We start from the raw sequence: 18,929 nt of genomic DNA, 5'->3' as shown, positions 1-18,929 counted from the left end.
CCGCACCCGGGAACGGGGCGGCCCGGGGGCGGTCGGGAGGGAGGGCCCGAGCGGGGTGAGCGGCTACTTCTGGGACTGCTTCGCGTTCCTGCGCGCTGTGATCCACCGGGACGCACGAGAGAGGGCCAGGAGGAGGCTTGCGGCAGCGATGGCGGTCCATCCGTGGAGCGCGGACCCGATCGCCAGCTCGGCGAGGCCGGAGACCGCGATGGAGACGGCGATGGCGTCTTCCGCCATGTCCCGAGCCCAGTCGGAGAAGCGGGGCGAGAGGCCCACGTACAAGGCCACGAGCACGGTGGGCACGGGGATGAGGGAGAACAGGATGTGGGGCACGAGGAACCTCCTGGAAGGGCGTCAGCAGACGGCTTGTAGGCCGGGCAGCGGGGCGGGATCTCGCTGCCGAAACGCACTGTGGAGGGGGGCCAGGTAAGCCCCGCAAGCCGTGCCTGCTGCGGCTGGCGGTGGTAGCTAGGCGCAGCGCGGGTGCACAGCGGGGTGCGGCTCGGAAGGCCGCTGGTGGCGTCGACTGGGTCGGCCAGGCGGTGCGTTGTCTCGACGGCACCGGTGTGACGGCGGGCTCAGGGTGCGGGCATGGGACGACCCCGGCACCGCCGAGGCGGGCCGGGGTCGGAGTCGGGGAGGGTGGTGGGGGTCAGGTGGTGCGGGATGTCGCGAGGGTGCCCGCCAGGGGGACGCGGGCGGTGGGCGGCTCGATCTCCCGGAAGCGGACGCCGTCGATGGTGAAGAAGGTGGCGGTGCCGTCGGGGGAGGTGACCTCCAGGACATCGCCGATGGACAGCGGGCGGACGTCGGCGGGCCAGCGCCGGCCCAGATCATCGCAGGCGTGGCCGATGCTGACCTCGAACGCGGTGGCGGCCGCGTCGTGGTGGTCGGCCACACGGCTGCGGGCGAAGAGCAGGCGCAGCGAGGTGTTGTCGACGGTGGTGACCTCTGCGACCCGGCTGGCGGGCTGGTAGCCGTGGAAGGGGAACTCCTCGACGCTCACGAACGCGGTGACGGTGAACCCGCCTGGCGAAGCGGGGGCGGTGTCGATGCGGGCGGTGACAGTACGGGAACGGGACACGGCGGTCGTCACGACGGAGACTCCCATCAGGGTGCGGCTGGCTGACAGGGCTGATCGTGGGACGGCGGCAAGTAAGGCCGGCAAGCCCCGCCGACCCGGAGCAGGGGCGGGCGGCAGGGTCCGCGGGCGGTCAGCCGAGGAGGGGAACGCGACAGGCCCCCCGCACACGGTGCGGGGGGCCTGTGGCCGGGCGGCAGGGTCCGCGGGTGCAGGGGGCCGGGCCTTCGTGGGGGTCAGCTCTTCGCTGAGGTGTCGTCGCGCTCGCGGTCGCGGTTCTGGTCCTGGTCGCGGTTGCGGTTGCGGGGCAGCGACATCAGCAGGACGAGCGTCAGGGTGGCGAGCGGGATGACGTACTCGTCCTTGCCGCGGAGGAAGGACGACACCGCGAGCAGGGTCAGCGCCGTGCACTGGACTGCTATCGACGCGGTCGCGGACATCAGGCGGAAGACCCTGAACAGCAGGGGCAGGATGACGCCTGCCATAAGCAGCGCTTCGAGCAGATCGGCCCAGTTCATGTCGTGTGACTCCTTTGGTAGTAGAGCGGGTTCGGCGATACGGGCCGGTAGGGCCCGTGCCGGGTGGCCGCACTGTCCTACGGCAGCCAGCAAGCAACGCAACCCGAGCCGGACGGAGCCGGCGCCCGGCCGCACGCGGACGCCAGGCCGCGCGTGCGGGAGGCCAGCGCAGAAATGCCGGTGCCCCGAGCCACTGGCAGCGGCCCGGGGCACCGGGGACGGACGTAGAGCACAGTGGAAGCGCGGACCGGTCGAGGCTCTAGGCCAACAGGCTCCGAGGTCTACCGCTGGCCGGTGGCCGGTTCGTCTTGATCGGCGTGGAGGGTGATCAGCTGGGCTGACAGGCGCAGGCCGGTCGGCGACAGGAGTGGGCCGTCGTCGAAGTCTGCCTCGTCGAGGGCGTGCAGGTAGCCGGAGAGGCTGAGGAGCTGGCGGAGCTGGTCCCCGCGCGTACCGGCCGCGTTCTGTAGGCCCAGCGACACAAGGGCCGTCAGGACGCCGCCCGGGCGCAGGAAGCGGTAGGCGTGCAGGATGTGCTGGACGGCCAAGTCGCGGCGGTGGGGCGGGTACATGACGACGGCATCGTAGGTGGGCTGCGCGGTGACGGTCAGGAAGTCGGTGGCGCTCACGTTGCTGGCGATGCCTGCGCGGGTGATGTCCGCAGCGCGGTGGGCGTCAATCTCGTGGCAGTCGACGGTGCATCCCCGGGCTGTGCCTTCGGCGGCAAGCACTCCGTGGCCCGCGGAGGGTTCGAGTACGCGCCAGCCGTTGAGGTCGCTGGGGAGGTTGAGGCCCCAGAGGGTTTCCGCGATCGACTGCGGGCAGGACACCATGCCGCGGTCGGGCCGGTTGACGGCGTGGCGGCGGTCGATGATCAGGCGGACCAGGTCGGCGGCCTGCCCGAACGGGAACAGGTCGGCGAACATGTAGCCCTGGTGGCGCACGCTCCAGGTGGCGCCGGAGCGGGTGAGGACCCGGTGTACACCTTCCCTGCCGGCGTCGGTGGCGTCCCAATGGAGGCGGACTACGGGTCCTTCGCAGGCGGCGCGTTCCAGTTCGGTACGTGTGGCCTTCGAGATCTGCACAGGTAGTTCCTTCCAGGTGAGGTGAGGTGCGGTACGGGTGGGACACGGACGCAGCAGCAGGAGCGAACACGGCCCTGCTGCCCGGGGCCGGTGTTCCGTACGGTGCGACAGCGGCCAGCAAGCAACGCAAGTGGGCCCGGACCGGCAGACACAGCCCGGCCCGGAGCTCGGCAGGGTGCAGGAGCGCCCCCGGCCGACCGGGGACGGACAGCGGGCGCCGGTTGGCGCGCACCGCCAGGCGGCGTGTAGGGGAACGACCGGGCCGTCCGGGAGCTGGCGCGAGCGGCGGCGGACCGGCGCCAGCAGCCGCGCGGACGGACGGCGGGCCACGGAGCGGGTGGGCCCGGCGGGGGCGCGGTGGCGGCACGGCACCAGGTGGGCGGGGCGAGGGCCCCGCGGGCACGAGCGGGCAGGCACGCAGGCGCGGGCATGGCGCGGCCCCGGCACCACGAACGCGGTACCGGGGCCAGAGCGGGAACAGAGGGTCAAGGGGCGGCCTGATGCCGCCCCCGCCCTCCGGCCGGTGAGCAGATGGTGCGCGCCCCGGGAGCAAGGCACGCAACTCCCGGGCTCGCGAACCCGCCCCGGCCTGTCTGCCTCACCCGGCCGGCCCGCCGTGGAACAACCCTGACACCGCGAGGGCGCAAGGCGGGATACCAGGGTGCGGGCGGGCCCGTGTCTGGAGCATGGACAGAGCGCGCAGCGGCCCCGGCGCCGTGACTGCGGCACCGGGGCCCGGCGGCTGCCGGTTAGCTCTGGGAGCCCTGTTTGGCAAGCCAGTCGAGGAGCATGCTGGCGGGAATGACCCGGAACATGTCGCTGCAGAATTCGGCCTTGGGGGTGAGCTCCTGCAGGATCTTGTGCAGGTGACTGGCGCAGGCGTAGTTCGTCTTGACCTCGTTGGCCACTGGGTCGCCCCAGTAGATGATCCACACGGCCGGGTCGACGCAGATGCCGCTGTAGCTGCTGCGAGTGCTCTCGCAGTACAGATCATTGGAGCTGGGCTTGCGGGACATCAGGGACGCTCCTTGAGGATGTCGCGGATATCGGAGAGAAGTGGGCGTTCACGCTCGGGGTACTCGCCCTGGAGGTCGGTGAGCGTCCACGAGGTTGGGCGGGAAACGCTGCCACCCCGGAGACTCGGCCCATGGTGCGGAGTGACCTTGTATCGGCCGTCGCTGCTGACGTAGCCGTTGGCGCTCGTGGCGCGGCGAAGGGTACGGGGCTTGGTTGCCATGTCAGAACGGTGGTTCGTCGTAGTCGCCAGCCCGCATGGGGCCGGGGTTGTTGTCCCAAACGGCCGGCGGGGCTGCGGTGCGGCGGCGCGCAGTGAGCCAGTGGCGCAGCCGGTCGAGGGAGTGGACCGGCCACAGGGGAATGTCCTCGAACACGCGGCGGTAGGCAGGGCAGGTCGGGCAGGGGACGGCCGGCGTGGCTGTCCCGTCAGGTGCGGTGCGCTCCCACCAGGGAAGGTGGCCGCTGCCGTGGCAGCGACGGCAGGAGCGCTTCCCGCCGATGGAGTACTTGGGGCCCCGCGACAAGGACAGAGTCTTGCTACCGGGTGTGTAGAGGAGTTCGAGGTACCCGTATCGCCAGGCCCATTGGGCGGGGTGGTCAGGGTCGTCGTAGGGGTGGCCGGGTTCGGCGAGCAGCACGAGCATCTCCTGCATTGTGAGTTGGGCGAGATCCGGACGCGGGATGTTGCGGGTCCGTTGTGTCCCAACCTCCGCACGGCGGAGCCCAAGCGGTGCAAGGCACGGGGGGCGCAAGGCTCACGAGCAGTGCATAGCGGAGCGCCGGGATGACCGCTTTGATCGCAGGTGCGGCACGCCATGGCCCCGGCTCCGCCAGGAGCGGAGCCGGGGCCATTGAGGTGTAGCCGGAGGGCAGGTATCGGGTTCGTCGTCAGCTTTCAGCCGTGTCCTGATCGTGCTTGGCGAGGGCTGCGCGGACTTCATCCATGTCACCGTGTCGGGCGATGGTGCGCAGCTGGCTGATGAGGCCGCGCAGGGAACGGAGCTCGGTATCGTCCTGCTCGGTGGCCTTCGGGCTGTGGAGGGGCGGCCGTGTCTTGCTTGCATGATCCGACCTGATCAGGCGCTCAAGATCATCCCGCCGCTTTTCGGTGGTCGGGGCAAGAGTGCCGTCCTGGCGCACCCAGCCGTAGCCATCGCTTCGGGATTCCATGGTCTGGAACGTGTAGGCGAGCACGGTGCCGTCGTGGTCGGTCACGGGCTGGAAGTCCGTCGGGCTCAGGTAGTTCCGGCTCACGGTGTAGCGGCCCTGCTCCTCGGTGAGAGGGGCCGGGGTGGGGGTGCACTCGGCGGCGATCCACTCGGCACCGGCGCCGACGACGACGCGGGCCGGCTCGCCGGGGCGGTGCGTCATGCCCTCGACGGTGCGAGTGCGGCCGTCGGCGCACACGACCCGGTCACCCTTGGTGAACAAGGGGGCTGCGCAAGCCGTTCGAAGGGCTGCTTCCGCGTCTTCCCGGGAGATGTGGCCGGTGAGTCCGTCGAGGCTGGCGGAGCGCGTCACGGCTGCATAGGTGGCGTGGGTGCCGTACCCGTCGCGGAAGGTCCAGCCGATGGGGAAGGGTTCTCCGTCCAGGACGACGGGCCGGGTGTGCGCATTCAGGTTCGGTGCGATGTGGTCGGCAATCAGCCTCCGGGCGGCGGCCTCTTCGGTGAAGTAGGTGCGCAGGGCCTGGGCGGCCGGGGTGTTGGCCGGGGTGGTGCGCTCGACGCGGCCCCGGTGGGTGTTGCTCGAGGCCACGTAGGACAGTCGGTCCCGGAGGCGCCATCCGGTGGCGGCCAGGACATCGTGGACGTTGTGCCCGGCGGCATGCGGCAGACGGAGGCTCGTACCGTCGGTGCTGCCCGCGGCGGTGATCGTGACGCGATCCTCCCGGTATTCGGGGTGCGCGAGCACGGTCTCCGACTCGGCGTAGTAGCGCTCTTCGACGGACGGTTCTCCGATTTCCGGGGTGGGGGTGGTCTCGGTGTGGTCGGGCATGAGTTCCTCCTCCTCGGTGCCGGTGTCATCCATGGTGCTGCAGTCCTCGCAGGTGTCGGCGGGCTGCTCGTCGTGGCTGGGGCAGATCAGGGCCCATCGGTGGAGATTCTCGCCTGTATCGGTGTCAAGCTCGGCAGCGTGGTTGGAGGCGGCGACAGCGCAGTCGAAGTACTCGACGCATCCCTCCTCGGTGAAGACACCGACGCGGACACTGGCTCCCTTTCGGTCGCAGGCGGCGACCGGATTGGTGAGGTCGGCCGGACGGATGCTGACCTCGTGGAGGCACCGCGGTTCGTTGTCTTCGGCCTGCTCGGTGGCAATCACCGGGCGGGTGTGGGGCGTGGTCATGGGATGGGCTCCTGGTGAGGTGAGTGCGGCTGCGTCCGGGAGACGTGGCCCGGCTGAGGGTGACTGTCGGGCGCGTTGGTGTAAGCCCCGCAAGCCCCGCGGGCTCCGCATCGGGCAGCTGGCCTGCGCGGCTGGGAGTGAGGGGGCGGTCGGTGTCTCACGCGGCGTCTGCGTGCGGGTGCGGGCGCTTTCGCGTAGGGCGGTCAGCCGGCCACGCTGTCGGCCGATGCCCAGGTGGGCCAGCGGGGTCTGGGCGTTGGGCCAGACCACGATGGCCCGCTGCGTGTACTGGCTCGGGGTGAGCAGCACCACGTCGGCGCCGGTCAACCTCAGGTCGACGGCTTGGGCCTGCAGGTCATCGACAGTGACGCTGCCCTCGTCCTTCCATGTGTGGTCGTACGGCTCGATGACCTGGTCCAGCGGCAGGAGGCCGTGAAGGGCACTGAGCACCAGGATGGTGCCGCCCTGGGCAGTGAGAGCATCGGCGGTGCGGCGGGCGTGCTTGTGGAGCGATCCGGTGTAGAGCTGCCCCGCCGCGGCCGGGTGGCTGGTCTTCGCTCTGGAGCAGGGGATGACGACGACCAGGCCGGATATGGGCTGCGGGGCAAGGTGTGCGTCGTCGAACAAGGCCAGTTGCTCGCCGTGCTTGTTGGTGACCGGCCAGCGAGAGGCCGGGGTCTTGACCCTGTCGGCGTTGTCGAGAAGTCGTTGGGCGGTATCGGGGTCGTAGGCGTCGCGGATCTCTACCCAGCCGTATTCGCCCAGCACTCCGCCTAGGGTCTCGGCCTGCTCCCACAGGGGCAGATTGAGGTCCACCTCGGGCACGACGATGTCCTGCGGGCCGACCAGGACCTCAACGATCCGGCGGAAGGCGGCGGCACGGAAGTAGGCGGCAGCGTGGGGCCCCCGGGCACCCAGGCCCTCGAAGTGGTCGGTGTGCTGGGGCTTGCGGGCACACTGGCTGTACATGCGTGCGGCCCAGCTGGCCAGCTGCTCAGCGTGGTCCAGGACACGGGGGAGCGCGGCGGCGTAGCGAGCCACCGCATCGGGACGGCCCGTGATGCGCAGCGCGCGCCCGGACCGGTCCAGGCGGCGGACGTCGAGTCCGAACCGAATGGCTATGGCGGCGGCTGCTTCGTGCCGCTGAGGACCGCGCCCCACGGCGTAGGGGAAATCGAGGCGGGCTGCGGCGCGGCCTCTGGCCTGAAGCTGCAGGCGGTCGATGCTGACGTACCGTGCGCATCGAGCGGCGTAGGCGGCGGCGCGCTTCGTTCCCCAGCCGGTGTCCCACAGCGGTCGGCGGGCGGTGGTGCGGCGTGCTTGGGGCGTGGTCACGGGCAGGACCCCTCGTGTGTTCATGCGCGAAGAAGTTGCGCCGGTGGACGGTGGGCGGTTGGGGCGGGTCGGTCGGACACCACGCCCAGCCGGTGGCCAGACAGTGCCGGAGCGACGGCCAAGGCCCACAAGCGCGCGGCGGATGTGGCCGAGGCCGGCGTGCCTGCGGAGGGCGCGGGTACGGGGCGGCCCCGACTCCGCGTTTGCGGAGCCGGGGCCGGGCAGCGAGGGATGGTCAGTGTGAGCGGCGCACGCTGTGCGGCGGGGTGTCTGTGGCCGCGTCAGCGGGGCAGGACGGCCTGGACGCGCTGCGCGAGCCAGCGGGCGACGTTGACGGGTACGGCGTTCCCGACCTGGAGGCGCTTGTCGTGCTCGGTTCCGGCGAACTCGTGTCCGTCGGGGAATCCCTGGCAGCGGGCCTTCTCCTGGATCGTGAGGGGCCTGTACTCGCAGTCGTCGATGGTCAGGCTGGCGTTCGGCCGTACCAGGTAGTGGTGGCCTCCTCCCTGTGCCGAGAGTGTGCCGATGGGGTCATCCAGCGAGGACGCCGAGCAGTGGTTTCGGAGGGTGGCTATGAAGGGCTTGCCGCGGTACCTCTCCAGCCCGGCGGCGACGCGGTCGCGAGTGGCCTGCCCGTAGGGCGTGCGCGTGGTGCGCTGCTTGCCCTTGAAGTAGCCGTTGCCGAAGTGGTCACCGGATACGGAGGGGTCGATGACATCCCCGATTCCTCGGATGACGGGCTCGACTCGGGCGCGGCAGCGTCGGTCGGGGCACACGTAGTAGTACTGGCGGTTGGGTCCGTACTCACCCACCGGGAAGTCGGGATTCTTCTTCCAGCGCTGGACACCCTCGACAGGGCCGCAGGTGGGGCAGATTGCGTCGCAGGTCGGCCGGAGATCGGGGAGGCCGTTCCTGGCGACAACGTCGTTGCGCAGGAAGCACCACACCAGCCGGTCGCGGGACTGAGGCAGGGGGCGTGCGCCAGGGACCTTGAGGTGGGCGGCGTTGACCGATGCGAGCGTGGGCGTGTAGCCGAGCGCGTCCCAGACCTGAAGCCATGCCTTGAAGAGCGGGGAGTTGCCGAATGCGGGGACGTTCTCGCCGACGTAGGCGAGGGGGCGGTGGAACTCTGCGTAGCGGACGGGCTCCCACATGGTGATGCGGGTCTGAGGCCAGTCCGGGCCCGGCTTGGGGCGGCCGTTCTCGTCCAGCTCGATCGCGGCACGCGGTGCGGTCTTGCCGCTGTTCGGAGATGCCTCGGTGCAGATGGGCGATGCGACCAGGACATCGGCCGACGGGACGTTGCGCATGTCGATGCTTTGCACGTCGGCCTCCTTGACGAGCAGGCCCGGCCAGTTGTTCCGGGCGGTCTGCACGGATGCCGGATGGTGGTTCGCGGCGTACAGGGACTTGAATCCGGCCTGGGTGAAGCCACGCATGTCACCGCAGCCGCCGGTGAAGAAGTGAGCAGAGGTGTAAGAGGGCTTGATGCCGAACTGAGCAGCCATCGCAGGAAGGCCCTTTCCGGGCGGTAGAGAGTGTCTGGAAGGGGCGGGTCGGTGGGCACCGCTCCCCTGATGACCGGACCTTGGCCAGCTGGTGGGCAAGGCGCACAACACGACAGGGAACGCGCGGCGATGGCGGCCCGGAGCATGCGTGCGGCCCCCGGGCTGGGTCGTCCGGGGGCCGCGCGGTGGGGTGTGCAGGTCTGGTTTCAGGGTTCTTGCTGCGTGGGGGAGGCCGGTTCGGCATCGCCTGTCGGATGCGAAGCCTGCGGTGTCCGGTCGGCCGGTTCGGGCGAGTCAGCTCAGAGAAGTGATGATCCTGGCGCCCAGGTCCATGTGGCGGATGCACACGAACACGGCGGGGTCGGCCTCGATGCTGTAGAGCATCCCGAGGCCTTCGGTCCCGGAGCCGACAGCACATGTGGGCCGCTCGACCCAGTCGGGGAGTTCCGTGAAACGAAACCCGTCCGGCACCGGGTACTCCGTCACGGTGACATGAGGGCTCTGCTGGTCCTCGCCGGGCGTCGGCATGGCCCAGCAGGGTCCGGCGGCGGACGACGAGGTCGCGGTTCCGTCAGATTCGGCCCGACGGAGCTCGTCGGCTCCACGGTCAGGGGCTCCTGTATTGAGCGTGGGCGCAGCGTGGATGTCGGTCATGTTCTGTCCTTCCAAGTGGGTGCCAACCCCCAGCGACCGGCGCGGGCCCGATTGGTCGAGCGCGGGTGCGGCAGGGCAGGTGCCGGGTCTGGGGAGGCCGCCAGCGTCCTCGAGGGGTCAGTAAGCCGCGCAAGCACGTGGGCCGCGCCGGCCGCGGCCGTGGGCTGGGGGCATCTGCGACGCGGGGCGGAGCTGGGCGCAGGACCGGATCACCGTTGCTGGACCGCAAACAGCGGCGCCCCGGTCGGAGGACCGGGGCGCCGCGGCGGATCGGGGTTCTAGACGGTGCGGGTGAGGCTGCCCTTGGGGGCCTTCGCCACTGCGAGCACGCCCTTCTTGAGCTTCTTCCGGCCCGCGACCAGATCCTTGAAGTTCTGCCCCGCTCGGAAGCGGGGCACGTGGGTCTTCTTGACGCGGATCCGCTCGCCCGTCTGCGGGTTCCTGGCGTACCGGGCCGGGCGGGCTACCTTCTCGATCGAGCCGAAGCCGGTGATGGAGACGCGCTCGCCCCTGACCACCGCCTGAACCATCGCGTCGAGCACGGCGTCGACAGCGTCGGTGGCCTGCTGGCGGCCGCCCATCTTCTCGGTAATGGCTTCGATCAACTGGGCCTTGTTCATGGCCAGGTCCTCTCATGGTGGTGTCAACGAAGGTGCGCAGACGGCTGCTGCACCCGGCTGGTGAGGTGGATCGTGCGACTCGGCCGGGTTAGCCCCGCAACATGCGCTGGTGGCGATGGCTGTCCGGGCCTGACGCTCTGCGGACCCGCGGCGCTCCGTGCCGGAGAGGAGTGGTCGCCTGGCCGCACGGGAGGGACGGGAGTGCGCTGCTGGCCGAGGGCGCGGGCATGGGACAGCCCCAGCATCGCGGAGGCGGGGCCGGGGCTGAGGGTGGTGGGCTCGGGTCAGGGGGCGGATCGCGCGTCGGCGGCGGCCATGTAGGCGGTCTGGACCTCGGCGGGCCACTCGATCTCGCCGCAGAAGATGCAGTCTTCCCAGTGGCCGCCGTGGTCGCAGCGCGGCGCACGATGGAGGACGTGCACCGGGGACGCGCTGGTGAAGTGGCTCGTCCGAATCGGATCAGCCCGCTGATGGTGGACGCTGAAGCTGCCGTCGACGCAGTCCCAGACGTACGAGACGGTCACCTCATGGCTGTGGCGCTTGTCGCGGGCGTAGTGTGCGATGTAGCGGTCGCCGATGCCGAGGGTGGTGGCTGGTTGCCTGCCAATGCCGAAGGCCTCAGCCGGCGTCTTGCGGGGTGCGCGGTGAGTGACGGACGCGAGGGCGTCCGGCTTGTACGTACCGGCGCGGTCCGAGCGGCCTTCAAGGTAGATGGTGATGGCGTCGGTGAAGCCGTCCCGGTGAATCCTGCTGACGGTCACTTCGAGGGGCTTTCGGTCAGGGCCCGTGGCCAGGTAGCGGTCGCCGACGCCGAGTGTGTGCGCGGGCTGTCGTCCGGTGGTGAGCGGCATGGGCGGGACCTCCGTTGTGCGAGTGTCGGGGCGGGGGCGGACTCAGTGGGTGTTGTACGTGTCCAGGGGCGGACCGGCTGTGCTGGCGGGATGTACTGGGCCAGGACAACCCGGCAGGTCATGACCCTGAGGGAGGGTGGCTGTCACCACTCCCCTGGCTGCTGACTGGAGAGTGCTGCAGGGGTGGGTTAGCCGCGCAAGGTCCACTGACGCGGGGGCAGCGGAGAGCTCGGGCTGGGCACCGCGTAGGGCTGTCGTGCCGGGCCGATGCCGACTGGTGTGGACGGAAGTGGGACGGGAACGGCCTCGGCACCGTAGGGGGTGCCGAGGCCGGGGATCCCGCGGTCGAGGGCTAGCCAGTGCAACCTGCGCGGCCGGAGGTCCCGCACCTTGGCGGTGCGGGCCAGACCGGGCCGAGCTGGCCTGTCTTGCTAGCGGTAGGAGTGGGCGTGCGCGATCAGGGCGATGCGGGCACCGTGCAGCTGGCCGCGTGCGAGGTAGTCACCGTGCCGGGTGCGCTTCGCCTGATCGGGGTTCAGTCCGATGCGGCGCAGCCAGGAGGTGAGGCCCTTGTCGTTGCTGCCGAGGCGGATGTGCACGTACAGCAGGGTTTCGGTGACTGGCTGGCAGATAAACACCATCGGCAGATCGACGAGTTCGGCATGAGCCTGTCCGGCCGGCGACGTCAGGGCGGGCAGGAAGAAGCAGTGGTCGTAGGCACCGTGCTTCTTGGTGTCGTGGTCACTCCAGCTGCTGGCCCACTCCGTTTCGGTCTTGGTGCCCGGGGCCGGGGGCCTGACCGAAATGTGGCGGTGGCCGGGGTGGCCGAGGTCGAGCTGGCAGAAGGAACCGCCGCGGCGATCGTTGCACGGGCCGGGGTCGGTGTTGTCGAGGAGGGCTTGGACTGCAGCGGCCGGGGTGCCGAGGTCAGCTAGGTACGCAGTCATGCGGTCGAGTGCTTCCTGCGCCTGCTGCAGGGAGGTGAAGTCAGAAGCCATGGGGGTGGGTCCTCTCGCGGGTGCTGTCCCGCCGCCAGGCGGCGCGGGGTGGCAGCACGCTGGCCCATGGCTACGCAAGCCCGGCAACCTGTCGCTCACGTGCTGAAACCGGGCCCGAAAGCTGGTGGCGCAGCTCGGGGGTGTCGGCCACGGCAGACGTGGAGCGTGCGCCTGCGGGAACGGAGCGGCCCCTGGACTAGGTCCGTTGGCGGGACCGGGTCCAGGCAGGACATGGGAGCGGCCCCGGGCTGGAGCGCCCGGGGCCGCGCGACGTGGTGCTGTTCAGGCCTCGTCCTGGCCTCGTACGGGGAGGTCGGGACGCAGCTCGCGCAGGTCCTCGGCTGAGATGTCCCGCGAGAGGCTGGCGGTGTTCACGAACCGTGCGCCGCAACCGGCGCCGGGCTTCGCCTGGTATCCGGAGATGTCGGTGTGTCGGTACGCGCTCAGAAGGGTGGGTTTGTTGCACTTTCCGCAGCGGGATTCAGACCAGTCGATGCAGAGGGTCGCGGTGATCTCGGTAGCGGTGGCCCGTAGGGCCGCGGAAGGCTTCTGGGATGCGGTCGGCTGGTTGGCGGTGGGGCGCGCCCGAGGGGCATCGGTGGTGTACCCCAGGGTGTGATCACGGACCGTGCAGAGCTCGCCGGGGTCGAACTCCATGGCGTCGATGTCGGTGGGATGGCCGCAGTTGGTGCACCGCCACTGGGCTTCGGGAGCGTCCCAGGCAGGATCGGGCTGCTGGTCGTCGCGGTAGGGGCCGGCCGAGCACTGGGAGTAGATGAGGGTCATGAACACGGGTGCGGGGATCGCGTGATGGGTGACGTCGGCGCTGGTCGGGATCACGGTTGCCGTCAGGGCGACCGGGCGCGGGGAAGGGGCAGGCATGGTTCTCCTCAAGCAAAGGCGGGACTGTGGGGAGGGCGCGCGACGCGTTGGTCAGCGCAAGAGGGCCGGGATGCGCGGGACGAATCGGATGGGAGCCGTGGCCGCATCGCTGCCGGCGGAACTCACCGGACCGTGGATGGCGGTTGGTGCCCGACGGGACGACTCTCTGCCAGGACCGGGTTAGCCCCGCAACCGGCCCGGCCCGGCCCCTGGCCAGCAGACCGAGGGCGGCTCGGCAGCGGCCGCACGGCGTGAGGTGACGCTCCTCCTGGCGATGGGCAGCGGTGTGGAATGGCATGGCCCCTCGGGCCGCGAGAAGCGGTCCAAGGGGCCATAAGGGCTGAACGCAGAATGGCTCAGTCGGTGCGCAGGACTGTGCTGGGAGGGCAGTGCCGCCGCATGGCCGCTTGGGGGCGGGACACAGCCGTCTGGCGACTCATCCGGTGCGGCGGGCTCGGGAGTTGCGCTGATGTTCGGCGCGCCTTGCGAGCGTGTCGGGGTCGTCTGCGTCGACGAAGACAAAGAACGATCGAGCGGAGCAGTCGGTCATGGTGTTGGAGCCGTGATCGGCGTTGTAGGCCTCGCCGACCGCCTTCAGCTCACCCTTGAGATCCTTCAGGGCCTGAGAGGGTGCCCACCGGGTCATCTTCTCGTCCCGGTAATCGGTGATCTCCTCGGCGACCCACCCCCATTCCTGGGGGATGTTGTCAATGCGGATGCGGATGGAGCCGTAGCCAGCGCCGATGTGGACGCGGATCTTGATCTGGTCGGGCGCCTCGCCGATGGGGTCGAACCGGTAGGTCCCCAGCGCCTGAGCCACCAGACCGGGCCCATCCTTCACGAGGGGGGCTTTGCCGGCCATCCGCGCCATCTTGATGTCCGCACGGATTCCTGCGGTGCGTTCCTTCATGGGCTGGCCGGTACGGTACTTCGCCCCCATGCGGTAGGTGCTGCCGTGCGAGTCGTAGCCGCGGGCGTAGATGTCGGCCCAGGTCTTCGCGTGCTCATCAGCCTGGTTCTCGGCCGCGATGCTCAGCTTCTTCAGCAGGCGTTCGAGCATGTGACGTGCGGCGGCCTTTTCGCCCTCGTGACGGCAGGTTCCGGACTGCTGGCAGGTCGGCGCCGTGCACTCTGAGTCGATCACTGCCTGAAGAGCCTCGACGCGGGTGGGCCTCTTGGACGGCTTCGCCATGGGTGCGCACTCCTGGGTTCGCGTAGGGGTGGGAGAGTTCAAGGGACGAGGCCTCGCGAGTGTGGAGACCTGAGTCCGTCGCCGGTCCTGCCGTTGGCAGGGTTGATCACCGACCGCCGCACGAAGGCATCCGCGATGGCGGTCCCCGGGGAAGCACACCTTCGTGCGCGGCCGGGTTAGGTGCGCAACCGCGTGCCGACTCGTGCAGGGGAGAAATCGGCGGGCCCCGGGCCGCTGGCTGCGGTCCGGGGCCTGGAGTGAGCCGCTAGGGGGTGGCGCGATCGGAGAGCGCGTCGTGGAGGCCGCGCAGGGCGAGGACGGCGGCGCGTTCAGCGTCTGTGGGCCAGGTGGGATCGTGGTCGCGGGCGTATCCGAAGTCCACGTTCTCGTCCAGCCGTTCACACAGGTAGGCCACGTCCTGGGCGGCAGCCTGGTAGTCGGTGTCCGAGGCAGTGAAGACCTCGGGGTCGGGCGCAGGCAGGATGTCGGAGCGGTAGGCGGCGTTGCCGGTGGTCAGCGTCCCCAGGGCGCTGGCGGCCAGGGACCACGCAATGTGGCAGGTCTCGCGCGTGGCGGGAGTCAGGCACAGGGTGGCTGCGGCGGTGGCGGCGGTGGAACCGTGGCGGGTGATGAGCGTCTCTGCTGTGATGCGAGGGCCGAGGTTCGCGCTGCCCGCGAGCACGCCGGGCTGGTCGTGGGCGTGGGGTCGCCAGGTCCAGAAGGGCGTGCCGTCTTCGTTGGGGTCGAGAGTGCCCAGGCGGTGGAGGGCGGCGAACCAGCGGGGGCCTGTGATGCCTGTGGCTTCCAGGGTGACAGCGCCGCTACCGGGCTCGATGGTGACGGTGCCGTTGACGGTCATAGCGGCCCGGACACCGGGGCTCGGCTCGAAGAAGCGCAGACCGGTGACCTCCTTGTCGTCGATGGCTTGTGCGGCGAAGTGGGACGAGTCGAGGACAGCGGCGTACAGGGCGCTCCAGGCACGGGTGCCGGTGAGCTCGGCATCGAGAAGGCTGTGGGTGTCGAACACGGGTTGGTGTCTCCCCTGGGGTTGAGGCCCGCGGGATGCGGGCCAGACGGGGAGGACGGTGCTGGGGCGTGGGGCAAGCCGCGCAAGCGGCACCGCATCTGGCCGGCGCGCCGAGTGTGGGTTCCAACGCCCCGGACACCGTGTGGCTGTGGGCTCCAGGTGATCGCGAGGCTGGCAGTCCTGTGGCCGGGGGCCAAGGGGCCAGGCACTCCGCGCGAGCTCCACGCGACGGTGCCGACCGTCGCGCTGTATCTCCTGGGGCCGCCGGAGTAGAAGCACGCGAACGGCCCCGCACTGTGGGGAGTGCGGGGCCGGGGCAGCGGGCAGGGCTCTACGTGGACTACTCGGCGCGGGGCGTGGAGTCGGGCACGGTGTGCGCGAGGGCGTAGACGGTGGTGTCGGTGTCGGTCTCGTAGGCGTCACCGGCTGCGGTCACTACTCGGATCCACGTGATGCGAGGCCGGTCTATCGTCCCCGGGCGTGTCCCCTGGCCGGAGTGCGCGACAGGGAACTCCAAGGGGCCCAGGTTGGCGGGGTGCAGGGCCAGGACTGCGCCGTTGGGGATGTCCTCGGCCCGAATGGGGACGAGCGGGCCCTGCTGGTACTTGTGGCAGCGGCACCGGGGGGCCGTGCAGCGGGTCGGTCCGTAGCGGCCTGCGGCGTGACGGGTGTCCAGGTGCAGGCAGCAGCGTCCGGGCTGGGGGTGGGTGCCGCTGTTCTCTTCCCAGTGCAGCTTGTTGGCCTCGGAACGCTGGTCAACGGCTTGGAGCGCCGCGCGGACGGCTGAGGCCCTGTCCCCCCATCCACCAGTGATCTCTTCGCGGCTCTCGGAGGTGATGTTCCAGAACACAGACCAGCCGTAGACCGTGGGGCCGGAGGCGGCGAAGCCAGTCGGCCGGTAGGTACTGAATGAGAGCCCGCGGTGGGTGAAGTCCCAGCCCGTGCCCGGGGCCGTCGCGGCCTGGAACCTCGGTAGCGGTCGCGGCTGGGCCGTGGCGGTGGTGGGTGTGCTCATGCGGGTGTCTCTCTTCCTGCTCGGAGGCGAGCCGAGGGGCGGCCCTGAGGGGTGTGTCCATGGGCCCGGTGCGCGTGGCCCGGGGTCTTGGCCGCACCATGACGTGGCCGTTGCCAAGGCCCGCAAGTCCACGACGCTGCGGGCGGGAGAGCTGGAGAGCGCTGATATGCGCCGCCGTCCTGCCCTTCTGTCCTGCGCATGGCGGAGTGATCCACGCAGGCTCGGTGGGGTGGGTGGCGTTGGTCGCGCACGTGCTTCGGCCCCGGCCGCTGGGCGGTCCGGGGCCGATGTCACAGGTGATCTGTCAGTGGTAGGCGACGTAGTCGTAGCGCTCGGTCAGCGCGTCCTGGACGGCATCCTCGGCGTTGGCGGCCAGGCCTTCGGAGACCTCGACGAGTGCCGCTGTGTAGAGGCCGTGGGAGCGGAAGTCGGTGGTGTTGGCGTCGCTGCTCCACTGGTCGGCGAGTGCCGTGGCGTCGGGGTGGTTGATGCGCGACAGGGCGCCGAGCAGAATCGTTTCGGCATTCTGACGGTCGGTAGGGAAAGGGCCTCCACCAGCGATGACCTGGGCGTCGGCGCCGTCGACGCGAGCCACGACCCATGTCCAGGCCTTGGCCAGCTGGTTGGCGAAGAGCGCGGGCATGTGCTGCTCCCATGCCTCCTGGGGGCTCTGGCCGGGTGCGACGGGAAGGACGTGGGCGCTGTAGATCCCGGCGTAGGCAGAGCGGGCGAGCGCTTCGGTGTCCGGGGCCGGGAGGGCCTTGAGCACCTGGACCACCTGCCGGGCATCGGTCTCGTACGTCGTGTGTTCGCCGAGGAGCGTCAGGAAGTCGGCTGCCTTCTCCCGCGCCTCTTCGAAGTCGGCTAGGGCGTCGAAGGCGATCGCCGGGACGGGCTGTCCGCCGGGGGTGGTAACCGTCACGGCCCAGGACCAGGCGGCGGTGGTGGGGGTCATGCGAACTCTCCTTCGCTCGTTGCGGAGTGGGGTGACGGGAGGACGGTGGCGCAGCGCGGACCAAGCTCCGCAACCGCTGTCAGCGGGCGACTGGAGAACAGAAGCTGCCCCGCGCCCTGGAGGGGCACGGGGCAGGGACGACGGCGACGCGAGGGGTTCAGCTCTCGGCGGGTCAGCGGCAGCTCAGCTCCGTGAGGCCCTCGACCGCGTGCATCAGGTAGGGGATGGGGAGGGTGAAGTCCCCCGTGATGCTGCCGTCGGGCTGCACTCTGATGCGCTGGGTGGCCCGGTAGAGATGGCGCGTGTGCGTGCTGGGCGTGGTCTCCGCCAAGGGGGAGTCGAAGACGTCTCCGAAGTGGATCTGTCCCCTGGTGGTGAATGCCTCGACGGCTCCCTGGTGGAGGCCGGTGAAGTGGACCTGGGCGGTGGATCCGTCGCTGAGCTGGATGGTCACGCGGCCGCCGTCAGGCAGGTCGGCGACCAGGTGAGACCAGGGGGCTTCCTCGTTGTGGAGCTCTCGTCGGAGGAGCGGCTGGATCTGGATCAGGAGGCAGGCGGTCAGGGTGCGGTAGGCATCGCGGGCGGCGTGCCAGGCCATTTCGGCTGCGTGCTGAGGGGTTTCCGGTGTGTAGGTCACGATCGGGCCTCTCCGTGCGAGGGGCTTCGTTGCCCCTGGGGCGTGGAGGGTGACTGTCGGCCTCCTGTCGGTTAGGCCGGCAAGCGGCTTGCCATAGGGACTGGAGGGACCAGCCGGGCCAAGTGGTGAAACCTCGGAGAGGCCCCGCACCGTGTGCGGGGCCTCTCGTATGTGGATCAGCGGACTGGGGCCAGCGGTCCGGCGCGCCTCGGTCGAGTCGTTGTCAGCTGGTCGGGCTGGTTACGTCGGGGCGTGGCTGGGGTCCAAGACGTGGAACGACTCGGTACCGCGCATCTCCACCTCCCAGCCGCGGTGCGTGAAGGTGTCGGCAGCCGCGCGGGCTGCCTCCTCGCGGGACTCCCGGCCGAGCCCCCGCTTGCTGATCACATCGATCTGAAGCCAGCCGGGGCGCCAGGACACGGGGCTGGGGGTCGTGTAGCCGGGTACTACCGCCTGCGGTCGCGAGGCGGCGTGGGTGAAGCCCGCTTCGTACAGAACACTGACGGCACGGTCGACGGGACCGGCGCCCTCGGGCAGGGGGAAGAGCACGTAGCTCTGGACGCGGATCGTCCCGCCGCCACTTACGGTGGGCTCCAGTTCCTTGGCCGCGAATCCGTGGCGGCGCAGCTCGGCGATGGCCGCGCGCTTGAGAGCGGGCGTGGCGGTCGGGAAGGTGAGGAGCGTGAACTCGGCGTGCTCGTCGCTGTCGTCCTGGGCGTAGAAGAAGCCCGGGTTCCCGGTGGGGTAGCCGCTGGCCGTGAAGCCGGGCGCGGCAAGGAGGAGCTGGGTGATTTCTCCGGCGGTGGCGTCGGGGGAGATCGCGGTGGGCTTGATCGGTCCGGCCTGGTGGGAGGGGCCCTTGACATTGATGCCGAGCCTGGTGAACCAACCGGTGAGCAGGTCCACAACGTCGGCGCCGTCCCAGCTGCCGTCGGCGTCCTCGATCGCCTTGACGTCGTCGAACAGGTCAGCGATGGCCTTGCCTTCGGGGATGGTCGGGTCGTAGTTGAGGGTGTTGGGCACCGTCTTGTCCTTCGGTAGGTGGTCCGTGAATGCCTGCGGGTGTCTCCGGTTCGGGAAGGTGCTGCCGGAGTGCCTGGCGGGATGGACGGTGGCCTGGGGCAGGGTTAGTCCTGCAACCTCGCGGGACGCTCGGCGTGGTTGGGCAGAAGTTGGCCGGACATGCGGAAGGCCCGCCCGGCCGAGGT

At 70.3% G+C, this 18,929-nt stretch carries 18 protein-coding genes and 1 pseudogene; all 19 read right to left on the bottom strand.

From position 1 onward, the window contains the following. Positions 1-63 precede the first annotated feature (63 nt). The 19 genes and pseudogenes from OG730_RS42470 to OG730_RS42380 all read right to left on the bottom strand — a co-directional run bounded on the left by OG730_RS42470 (position 64) and on the right by OG730_RS42380 (position 18,744). On the bottom strand, positions 64-333 hold the full coding sequence (locus tag OG730_RS42470) for a hypothetical protein (RefSeq protein WP_327309698.1): 270 nt from the start codon (positions 331-333) through the stop codon (positions 64-66). Positions 334-652: 319 nt separating this feature from the next. Further along, a complete protein-coding gene (locus OG730_RS42465) occupies positions 653-1,096 on the bottom strand; it encodes a hypothetical protein (protein WP_327309697.1) in 444 nt (147 codons plus the stop codon). A 221-nt stretch (positions 1,097-1,317) separates the two neighbouring features. After that, on the bottom strand, positions 1,318-1,599 hold the full coding sequence (locus OG730_RS42460; protein WP_327309696.1) for a hypothetical protein: 282 nt from the start codon (positions 1,597-1,599) through the stop codon (positions 1,318-1,320). A 281-nt stretch (positions 1,600-1,880) separates the two neighbouring features. Further along, a complete protein-coding gene (locus tag OG730_RS42455; protein WP_327309695.1) occupies positions 1,881-2,684 on the bottom strand; it encodes an SAM-dependent methyltransferase in 804 nt (267 codons plus the stop codon). A gap of 749 nt (positions 2,685-3,433) precedes the next feature. Further along, positions 3,434-3,700: a hypothetical protein gene (locus OG730_RS42450; protein WP_327309694.1), complete on the bottom strand. Its 267-nt coding sequence runs from the start codon at positions 3,698-3,700 to the stop codon at positions 3,434-3,436. A gap of 222 nt (positions 3,701-3,922) precedes the next feature. After that, positions 3,923-4,345: a hypothetical protein gene (locus OG730_RS42445; protein WP_327309693.1), complete on the bottom strand. Its 423-nt coding sequence runs from the start codon at positions 4,343-4,345 to the stop codon at positions 3,923-3,925. 244 nt (positions 4,346-4,589) lie between these two features. Beyond that, on the bottom strand, positions 4,590-7,406 hold the full coding sequence (locus OG730_RS42440; protein ID WP_327309692.1) for a DUF6884 domain-containing protein: 2,817 nt from the start codon (positions 7,404-7,406) through the stop codon (positions 4,590-4,592). Positions 7,407-7,663: 257 nt separating this feature from the next. After that, on the bottom strand, positions 7,664-8,890 hold the full coding sequence (locus tag OG730_RS42435; RefSeq protein ID WP_327309691.1) for a DNA cytosine methyltransferase: 1,227 nt from the start codon (positions 8,888-8,890) through the stop codon (positions 7,664-7,666). A gap of 294 nt (positions 8,891-9,184) precedes the next feature. Beyond that, positions 9,185-9,418, bottom strand: a complete 234-nt coding sequence (locus OG730_RS42430) for a hypothetical protein (RefSeq protein ID WP_327309690.1) — start codon at positions 9,416-9,418, stop codon at positions 9,185-9,187. A 416-nt stretch (positions 9,419-9,834) separates the two neighbouring features. Continuing rightward, positions 9,835-10,164, bottom strand: a pseudogene (locus OG730_RS42425) (HU family DNA-binding protein); the annotation flags it as partial. 284 nt (positions 10,165-10,448) lie between these two features. After that, entirely contained in the window at positions 10,449-11,015 is a 567-nt protein-coding gene (locus OG730_RS42420; protein WP_327309689.1) for a hypothetical protein, read from the bottom strand. A gap of 431 nt (positions 11,016-11,446) precedes the next feature. After that, a complete protein-coding gene (locus OG730_RS42415) occupies positions 11,447-12,013 on the bottom strand; it encodes a hypothetical protein (protein WP_327309688.1) in 567 nt (188 codons plus the stop codon). Between the two features lie 282 nt (positions 12,014-12,295). Further along, positions 12,296-12,895: a hypothetical protein gene (locus OG730_RS42410; RefSeq protein WP_327309687.1), complete on the bottom strand. Its 600-nt coding sequence runs from the start codon at positions 12,893-12,895 to the stop codon at positions 12,296-12,298. 436 nt (positions 12,896-13,331) lie between these two features. Beyond that, positions 13,332-14,087 carry a hypothetical protein gene (locus OG730_RS42405; RefSeq protein WP_327309686.1) on the bottom strand — a complete coding sequence of 252 codons (756 nt, stop codon included), beginning with the start codon at positions 14,085-14,087 and terminating at the stop codon, positions 13,332-13,334. A 265-nt stretch (positions 14,088-14,352) separates the two neighbouring features. Then, on the bottom strand, positions 14,353-15,114 hold the full coding sequence (locus OG730_RS42400) for a hypothetical protein (RefSeq protein ID WP_327309685.1): 762 nt from the start codon (positions 15,112-15,114) through the stop codon (positions 14,353-14,355). Positions 15,115-15,454: 340 nt separating this feature from the next. Continuing rightward, positions 15,455-16,129 (bottom strand): hypothetical protein, encoded by a 675-nt coding sequence (locus OG730_RS42395; protein ID WP_327309684.1) that lies wholly within the window; start codon positions 16,127-16,129, stop codon positions 15,455-15,457. Between the two features lie 304 nt (positions 16,130-16,433). Further along, entirely contained in the window at positions 16,434-17,084 is a 651-nt protein-coding gene (locus tag OG730_RS42390) for a hypothetical protein (protein WP_327309683.1), read from the bottom strand. A gap of 172 nt (positions 17,085-17,256) precedes the next feature. Further along, positions 17,257-17,721, bottom strand: a complete 465-nt coding sequence (locus tag OG730_RS42385; RefSeq protein WP_327309682.1) for a hypothetical protein — start codon at positions 17,719-17,721, stop codon at positions 17,257-17,259. A 240-nt stretch (positions 17,722-17,961) separates the two neighbouring features. After that, positions 17,962-18,744: a hypothetical protein gene (locus OG730_RS42380; protein WP_327309681.1), complete on the bottom strand. Its 783-nt coding sequence runs from the start codon at positions 18,742-18,744 to the stop codon at positions 17,962-17,964. Positions 18,745-18,929 lie beyond the last annotated feature (185 nt).

Source organism: Streptomyces sp. NBC_01298 (assembly GCF_035978755.1).
Taxonomy (GTDB): Bacteria; Actinomycetota; Actinomycetes; order Streptomycetales; family Streptomycetaceae; genus Streptomyces.
This window is presented reverse-complemented; position numbering and strand designations above follow the sequence as displayed.

Bases quoted from the DNA above. Each gene is read 5' to 3' on its own strand.
- OG730_RS42410 (WP_327309687.1), bottom strand. From the start codon at position 12,895: ATGCCTGCCCCTTCCCCGCGCCCGGTCGCCCTGACGGCAACCGTGATC.
- OG730_RS42445 (WP_327309693.1), bottom strand. From the start codon at position 4,345: ATGCTCGTGCTGCTCGCCGAACCCGGCCACCCCTACGACGACCCTGAC.
- OG730_RS42390 (WP_327309683.1), bottom strand. From the start codon at position 17,084: ATGACCCCCACCACCGCCGCCTGGTCCTGGGCCGTGACGGTTACCACC.
- OG730_RS42430 (WP_327309690.1), bottom strand. From the start codon at position 9,418: ATGCCGACGCCCGGCGAGGACCAGCAGAGCCCTCATGTCACCGTGACG.
- OG730_RS42420 (WP_327309689.1), bottom strand. From the start codon at position 11,015: ATGCCGCTCACCACCGGACGACAGCCCGCGCACACACTCGGCGTCGGC.
- OG730_RS42415 (WP_327309688.1), bottom strand. From the start codon at position 12,013: ATGGCTTCTGACTTCACCTCCCTGCAGCAGGCGCAGGAAGCACTCGAC.
- OG730_RS42405 (WP_327309686.1), bottom strand. From the start codon at position 14,087: ATGGCGAAGCCGTCCAAGAGGCCCACCCGCGTCGAGGCTCTTCAGGCA.
- OG730_RS42460 (WP_327309696.1), bottom strand. From the start codon at position 1,599: ATGAACTGGGCCGATCTGCTCGAAGCGCTGCTTATGGCAGGCGTCATC.
- OG730_RS42440 (WP_327309692.1), bottom strand. From the start codon at position 7,406: ATGAACACACGAGGGGTCCTGCCCGTGACCACGCCCCAAGCACGCCGC.
- OG730_RS42395 (WP_327309684.1), bottom strand. From the start codon at position 16,129: ATGAGCACACCCACCACCGCCACGGCCCAGCCGCGACCGCTACCGAGG.
- OG730_RS42435 (WP_327309691.1), bottom strand. From the start codon at position 8,890: ATGGCTGCTCAGTTCGGCATCAAGCCCTCTTACACCTCTGCTCACTTC.
- OG730_RS42450 (WP_327309694.1), bottom strand. From the start codon at position 3,700: ATGTCCCGCAAGCCCAGCTCCAATGATCTGTACTGCGAGAGCACTCGC.